This is a genomic window from Enterobacter sp. 940_PEND (assembly GCF_001059415.1).
Taxonomy (GTDB): domain Bacteria; phylum Pseudomonadota; class Gammaproteobacteria; order Enterobacterales; family Enterobacteriaceae; genus Enterobacter; species Enterobacter cloacae_M.
Genome location: NZ_JUMS01000042.1, coordinates 108,215 through 114,800, shown reverse-complemented (window position 1 = coordinate 114,800; position 6,586 = coordinate 108,215). Strand labels below are relative to the sequence as shown.

At 49.9% G+C, this 6,586-nt stretch carries 7 protein-coding genes; 4 read left to right on the top strand and 3 right to left on the bottom strand.

What is annotated here, in order from left to right:
* Window positions 1-206: 206 nt before the first annotated feature.
* Both purU and ADJ24_RS06120 read right to left on the bottom strand, forming a co-directional pair.
* Complete coding sequence (purU, locus tag ADJ24_RS06125; protein ID WP_023312104.1) at window positions 207-1,049, bottom strand: formyltetrahydrofolate deformylase; 843 nt, start codon at window positions 1,047-1,049, stop codon at window positions 207-209.
* Window positions 1,050-1,095: 46 nt separating this feature from the next.
* Window positions 1,096-1,554, bottom strand: coding sequence for a YchJ family protein (locus ADJ24_RS06120; RefSeq protein WP_023312103.1), 459 nt, complete (start codon window positions 1,552-1,554; stop codon window positions 1,096-1,098).
* Between the two features lie 114 nt (window positions 1,555-1,668).
* Between ADJ24_RS06120 and rssA the strand changes: the two genes are divergently transcribed.
* The 3 genes from rssA to galU all read left to right on the top strand — a co-directional run bounded on the left by rssA (window position 1,669) and on the right by galU (window position 4,785).
* The gene (gene rssA, locus ADJ24_RS06115; RefSeq protein WP_023312102.1) at window positions 1,669-2,571 is read left to right on the top strand and encodes a patatin-like phospholipase RssA; all 903 of its coding nucleotides are present in this window, start codon (window positions 1,669-1,671) and stop codon (window positions 2,569-2,571) included.
* A gap of 91 nt (window positions 2,572-2,662) precedes the next feature.
* Window positions 2,663-3,676 (top strand): two-component system response regulator RssB, encoded by a 1,014-nt coding sequence (gene rssB / locus ADJ24_RS06110; protein ID WP_023312101.1) that lies wholly within the window; start codon window positions 2,663-2,665, stop codon window positions 3,674-3,676.
* 200 nt (window positions 3,677-3,876) lie between these two features.
* Window positions 3,877-4,785 (top strand): UTP--glucose-1-phosphate uridylyltransferase GalU, encoded by a 909-nt coding sequence (galU, locus tag ADJ24_RS06105; protein WP_008502780.1) that lies wholly within the window; start codon window positions 3,877-3,879, stop codon window positions 4,783-4,785.
* Window positions 4,786-4,986: 201 nt separating this feature from the next.
* On the opposite strand, the gene hns is transcribed toward galU, so the two are convergent.
* On the bottom strand, window positions 4,987-5,400 hold the full coding sequence (gene hns, locus ADJ24_RS06100; RefSeq protein ID WP_008502781.1) for a histone-like nucleoid-structuring protein H-NS: 414 nt from the start codon (window positions 5,398-5,400) through the stop codon (window positions 4,987-4,989).
* Between the two features lie 549 nt (window positions 5,401-5,949).
* Between hns and tdk the strand changes: the two genes are divergently transcribed.
* A complete protein-coding gene (gene tdk, locus ADJ24_RS06095; RefSeq protein ID WP_023312100.1) occupies window positions 5,950-6,564 on the top strand; it encodes a thymidine kinase in 615 nt (204 codons plus the stop codon).
* Window positions 6,565-6,586: the final 22 nt, after the last annotated feature.

Sequence of the window (6,586 nt, the reverse complement as noted above, 5' to 3'; positions counted from 1 at the left end):
TGACGGCAGATTTACAGTCTGCTCCCTTTGGCCGCTCGGGAACCCCACCACGGGGTAATACTTTTTACTGGCCTGCTTCCTGCTGGAAGCGGGGCGCATCATATCAAATGAGGCGCCCCTGTAAAGCATTCCTTTAGGGAAATGAAGCTGTTTGCCTGCTTTTTATCCGTAAAGGCGCAAAGCTAATCAATTCATTTTCCGAAAGATTAAAGAATGATGGTTCTGTTGCCGTAGACAAAGACACGCTGCGCCAGTACCTGATACAGCGCACGGCTCAGCACGTTCTTCTCAACGTCACGCCCTGCACGCATCATGTCCTCGGCCGTGTAGGTGTGATCCACGTGAATCACGTCCTGCATGATGATTGGACCTTCGTCCAGGTTGTCATTCACGTAGTGTGCGGTTGCACCGATGATCTTCACGCCGCGCTCGTACGCCTGGTGGTAGGGACGCGCGCCAATAAAGGCTGGCAGGAACGAGTGGTGAATGTTGATGATCTTGTTCGGGAAACGCGCCACGAATGAAGGCGTGAGTACGCGCATATATTTCGCCAGTACCACGTAGTCCGGGTTATGCGCTTCAATGGCCTGCGCCATCAGATCGTCGTGTTCTTCACGGGTATGACCTTCGTGGCTAACCAGCTCAAACGGAATATCAAAACGCTCGACCAGCGTGCGCAGCGTCTCATGGTTGCCAATGACGGCAGCTATTTCCACGTCCAGACCGCCGTAGTTTGCTTTCATCAGCAGGTCGCCCAGACAGTGTGCTTCTTTTGTCACCAGGATCACGATGCGGCGTCGACCGGCTGGGGTCAGCTCGCGTACGGAACCTTCCGGAAGCGCGCTGTCGAGATCGGCAAGCAGGGTGGTGTCGTTGAAAATACCTTCGAGTTCGGTACGCATAAAGAAGCGGCCGGTACGGTGGTCAACGAACTCGTTGTTCTGCACGATATTCAGTTCATGTTTGTAGCAAATGTTGGTAATTCGTGCGATCAGTCCTTTTTGATCGGGACAGATGGTGCGCAGAACTTTACGTTGTAATGATTGCATCGCCGGGAAATCCTGTTTGTATTTGCGAAGTCTGGGTTGTCAGGCATTACTGCCCGCAACACTTTTTAAATTTTTTACCTGAACCACACGGGCAGGGATCGTTACGACCAAACTGTGGGCGCGTTCCGTCAATATAATACCACTGCCCGCTTTCCTTTAAGAACCGGGAACGCTCGATAATGGCACCAGGTTTATTATTCTCGGTAAAACGAGCAACAAAGCTGACGTAACCTTCATTAACATGGCTGCCCGTTGAGGATTCATAGACGGTAAGGCCGAGCCACTGCGTGTTCGCGAAGCCGGCTTCGATGTCCTGTCTGAATTCGGCAGCCTGGCAGGAGGGATGCCAGGTTTTAATCAGGTAGTCTGCGTCTTTGATCACAAAAGCAGTGTAACGTGAACGCATGAGGTGTGACGGGTCTGGTGCAACCTGATCGCCAGACAGATATCGCTGGCAACATAGGCTATACTCCAGAGCGCTACCACAAGGGCAGAGTTGAGACACGATTCTCTTCCTGGAACAAATAATAAAGGCGTAAAACGCTTCGGGTAGCACTATGTTAACTGAGCTGTTGCGTTGACGCTATGTCAGGAATCCAGGGGAAGTAAAACAGGGCTAATGAGAAAGGTTAAAATTGGACTGGCGCTGGGCTCAGGTGCAGCCCGGGGATGGTCGCACATCGGCGTGATTAATGCCTTAAACAAGATGGGCATTAACGTAGATATTGTCGCAGGTTGTTCAATAGGATCGCTTGTCGGCTCCGCTTACGCGTGCGGGAAGCTTCCGGAACTCGAGACTTGGGTGCGTTCCTTCAGCTACTGGGACGTCCTGCGTCTGATGGACCTTTCGTGGCAGCGGGGTGGGCTGTTGCGCGGCGAACGCGTCTTTAACCAGTTCCGCCAGGTGATGCCTCTCGAAGACTTTACTGATTGTCAGATGCCCTTCGGCGCCGTCGCGACGAACCTCAGCACGGGACGCGAACTGTGGCTAACCGAAGGGGATATCCATCTTGCCGTGCGCGCCTCCTGCAGCATGCCGGGGCTCATGGCGCCTGTCCCACACAACGGTTACTGGCTTGTCGACGGTGGCGTCGTGAATCCGGTTCCCATCTCTCTGACCCGTGCAATGGGGGCGGATATCGTAATTGCCGTCGACCTGCAGCACGACGCCCACCTGATGCAACAGGACCTCATGCCGGTAAATCTCCAGAGCGAAGATGCAGAGGGCGAGAAACTGGCCTGGCATGAGCGCCTGCGCGGCAGAATCGGGCGCATGGCCGCGCGACGCTCGGTTGCCGCGCCGACGGCGATAGAAATCATGACCACGTCAATCCAGGTTCTGGAGAACCGCCTTAAGCGCAATCGTATGGCAGGCGATCCGCCAGATATTCTTATTCAGCCTTACTGTCCGCAAATCTCTACTCTTGATTTCCATCGGGCTGAGGCCGCCATCGCAGCGGGCTCGTTAGCCGTCGAAAAGAAAATGGACGAATTGTTGCCTTTTGTGCAAACAGCACGTTAAGCACCTTTTTTTGACTACTTCAGCAAAATCTGACAGGCGATAGTGCCGATCGCATGCCACTATTTAGTTACTGTCAGCCAGGGGAGGAACCATGACGCAGCCATTGGCCGGAAAACACATTTTGATTGTAGAAGACGAGCCCGTTTTCCGATCGCTACTGGATTCGTGGTTATCCTCGCTGGGAGCAATCACTTCACTCGCTGAAGATGGTATCGACGCCCTGGAAAAAATGATCAGCATTACGCCCGATTTGATGATTTGCGACATTGAGATGCCGCGCATGAATGGACTGAAGCTGGTTGAACATCTGCGTAACGAAGGCAACCAGACGCCGATTCTGGTGATCTCTGCCACAGAGAATATGGCGGATATCGCCAAAGCATTGCGTCTTGGCGTCCAGGATATTCTGCTTAAGCCGGTCAAGGATCTGAACCGGCTGCGAGAAACGGTCTTAGCGTGCCTTTATCCAAATATGTTTAATTCCCGGGTAGAGGAAGAGGAGCGTCTTTTCCAGGACTGGGATGCACTGGTGAGTGATCCTCCTGCTGCGGCGAAACTGTTGCAAGAACTTCAGCCGCCCGTACAGCAAACTATTTCACACTGCCGCGTAAATTATCGCCAGCTGGTGGCGGCTGACCAGCCGGGACTGGTGCTGGATATCGCACCATTATCTGATTCCGACCTTGCGTTTTATTCTCTGGATGTCACCCGTGCGGGGGATAATGGCGTATTAGCCGCGTTACTTCTTCGTGCGCTATTTAATGGTTTGCTGCAGGAACAGTTATCGCATCAGGGACAACGGCTGCCGGAGTTAGGCAGTTTGCTTAAACAGGTAAACCAGCTTTTTCGTCAGGCTAATTTGCCCGGACAGTTCCCGCTGCTGGTCGGCTATTACCACAGCGGTTTAAAGAATCTGATCCTCGTCTCAGCGGGTCTCAACGCTTCACTGAATACCGGTGAACATCATATTGAGGTGAGTAACGGTGTGCCGCTTGGGACATTGGGTACGGCGTATCTTAATCAAATTAGCCACCGCTGTTCCTCCTGGCAGTGCCAAATTTGGGGCGCCGGGGGACGGCTGCGCTTAATGTTGTCCACGGAATAAGCAATTGGATCTTAATTTTAAGATTGCTTTACCTGTGTTTTACGGGGAGTGCTACTATCGCTGCCCAGTTTCATGCGTATTTATCCTAATTGATCGGCAACGCGTTCTTTTCAGACCCGAACTGCGGGGCGAGGCTGATATACTCAACGCGTTATTTATTGCATAAAAGTTCAAAACTTGAACAGCTCAGGAGAATTTGAATGGCTGCCCTAAATTCGAAAGTCAGAAAGGCCGTCATCCCGGTAGCGGGATTGGGGACCAGGATGTTACCAGCAACTAAGGCAATTCCTAAAGAGATGCTGCCTCTGGTTGATAAGCCATTAATCCAGTATGTCGTTAATGAATGTATCGCAGCCGGCATCACTGAAATTGTGCTGGTTACGCATTCATCAAAAAACTCTATCGAAAACCATTTCGATACAAGCTTTGAACTTGAAGCCATGCTGGAAAAGCGTGTTAAGCGTCAGCTGTTAGAAGAAGTTCAGTCTATTTGCCCGCCGCACGTTACCATTATGCAGGTTCGTCAGGGCCTGGCTAAAGGTCTGGGCCACGCTGTGATGTGTGCACATCCTGTTGTAGGTGATGAGCCTGTAGCGGTAATTCTGCCTGACGTAATTCTGGACGAATACGAATCCGATCTTTCTCAGGATAACCTTGCTGAGATGATCAAACGTTTCGATGAAACCGGCAGCAGCCAGATCATGGTTGAGCCTGTTGAAGACGTGACGGCATACGGTGTGGTTGACTGCAAAGGCGTTAACCTTGAACCGGGCGAAAGCGTGCCAATGGTTGGCGTGGTAGAGAAGCCTAAAGCCGACGTAGCGCCTTCAAACCTGGCCGTTGTAGGTCGCTATGTCCTGAGCGCTGAAATCTGGCCTCTGCTGGCGAAAACGCCTCCAGGAGCGGGGGATGAGATTCAGCTGACGGATGCCATTGATATGCTGATCGAGAAAGAGACCGTTGAGGCTTACCATATGAAAGGTAAGAGCCATGACTGCGGTAATAAGCTTGGTTATATGCAGGCGTTCGTTGAATATGGTATTCGCCACAATACTCTTGGTGAAGAATTTAAAACCTGGCTCAAAGAGAGCGTAGGTATTAAGAAATAAGCCACGGTTACATATGTCCGAAACCGGTGAGGCGCTGCCCACCGGTTTTTTTATGCCCTAAACACTTCTGAAACCTGTCTCTAAGTACAGTTATTAAAATTGCCAAATAATGCTTTATGACAGAGTGTAAGGGGTTGTTTGCGACAAATTTAGGTTAAAAAAAATCCCGCATTACGCGGGATTTTTCTGAATACGGTTGGATTAATCCTTGATCAGGAAGTCGTCCAGCTGTTTGCCTTGTTCGTCCATGGCTTTCTTGATAACAGCAGGAGTGCGGCCCTGGCCAGTCCAGGTTTTAGTTTCGCCGTTCTCGTCAACGTAGCTATATTTAGCAGGACGAGCAGCACGCTTGGCTTTAGTACCGGTTTTAGCTGCAGCCATGCTGTTCAGCAATTCATTTGGATCGATACCATCAGCAATCAGCATTTCACGATATTGCTGCAGTTTACGAGTACGTTCTTCGATTTCAGCAGCAGCTGCGCTTTCTTCTTCACGACGTTCATTAACTACAACTTCTAATTTTTCCAGCATTTCTTCAAGCGTTTCGAGGGTGCATTCTCTTGCCTGCGCACGAAGAGTACGGATGTTGTTCAGAATTTTAAGTGCTTCGCTCATTGTAGTAATCTCAAACTTATAATGGGGGGTGGTTTGTTGACCTAATAATAGAGCCATAAATTCAGTTGTGCAATAGCCAGGAATGTAAGGAATTCAAAAAATACTAAATAATGCCGCTATTATTAATTACGCTAACTTAAATTTCATCACCCAACAGTCTCGTTTGTTATCAGCTAACCCGGCTGGACCCGGTCGATTGCATCTTTTTTTTGTGACATTTACCGCAGGAATTATAGTTGCGGCGGAGAAATATCAGCCTTTTGTATTAGTTCCCCACCGTGATGTTAAGACTGTAATAGTTAATAAATAGTGAATTTTAAAGAACGGGGATTCCACTATAAAAAGCAGTGTTATGTTTGGCTGAACATATAACATATTGGCCGGGCAGAAGGAGTTTACTTCATGTTTTAACGGGCTATTTTCATGAAAAGAAGGTCGTGAACTCCACGCTGAAACGCTTCTTCTGTGTGCTGCATCGCTGATGACCAGACAAATTATGGTACAATGAATCATCGGGAATATTACACATTGATTAGGGTTTTACGGCCAATGGCACAACTTTATTTCTACTATTCGGCAATGAATGCCGGGAAATCCACCGCGTTGCTGCAATCCTCGTACAATTACCAGGAGCGCGGGATGCGTACCGTTGTCTATACGGCTGAAATTGACGATCGCTTTGGCGCAGGGAAGGTGAGTTCCAGAATAGGGCTCTCGTCGCCTGCCAGACTGTTTAACCCGAAAAGCGATCTGTTTGAGGACATTCGTACAGAACATGCTTTGCAGCCCATTCACTGTGTTCTGGTAGATGAAAGCCAGTTTCTGACGCGTGAACAGGTTCATGCCCTTTCAGAGGTGGTCGATGAGCTTGATATTCCCGTGCTGTGTTATGGCCTGCGTACGGATTTCCGCGGTGAGCTCTTTGCTGGTAGCCAATATTTGCTTGCCTGGTCGGATAAGCTTGTCGAATTGAAAACAATCTGCTTCTGCGGTCGCAAAGCCAGCATGGTGCTTCGTCTCGACCAGGCCGGGAAACCTTATGCAGATGGCGAGCAGGTGGTGATAGGCGGTAATGAACGCTATGTTTCAGTCTGTCGTAAGCATTATAAAGAAGCGTTGTCTGTAGGCTCGCTGACGGCGATTCAGCACGACAACAGGAAATAACGCCGGCCTTGTTATACAGACA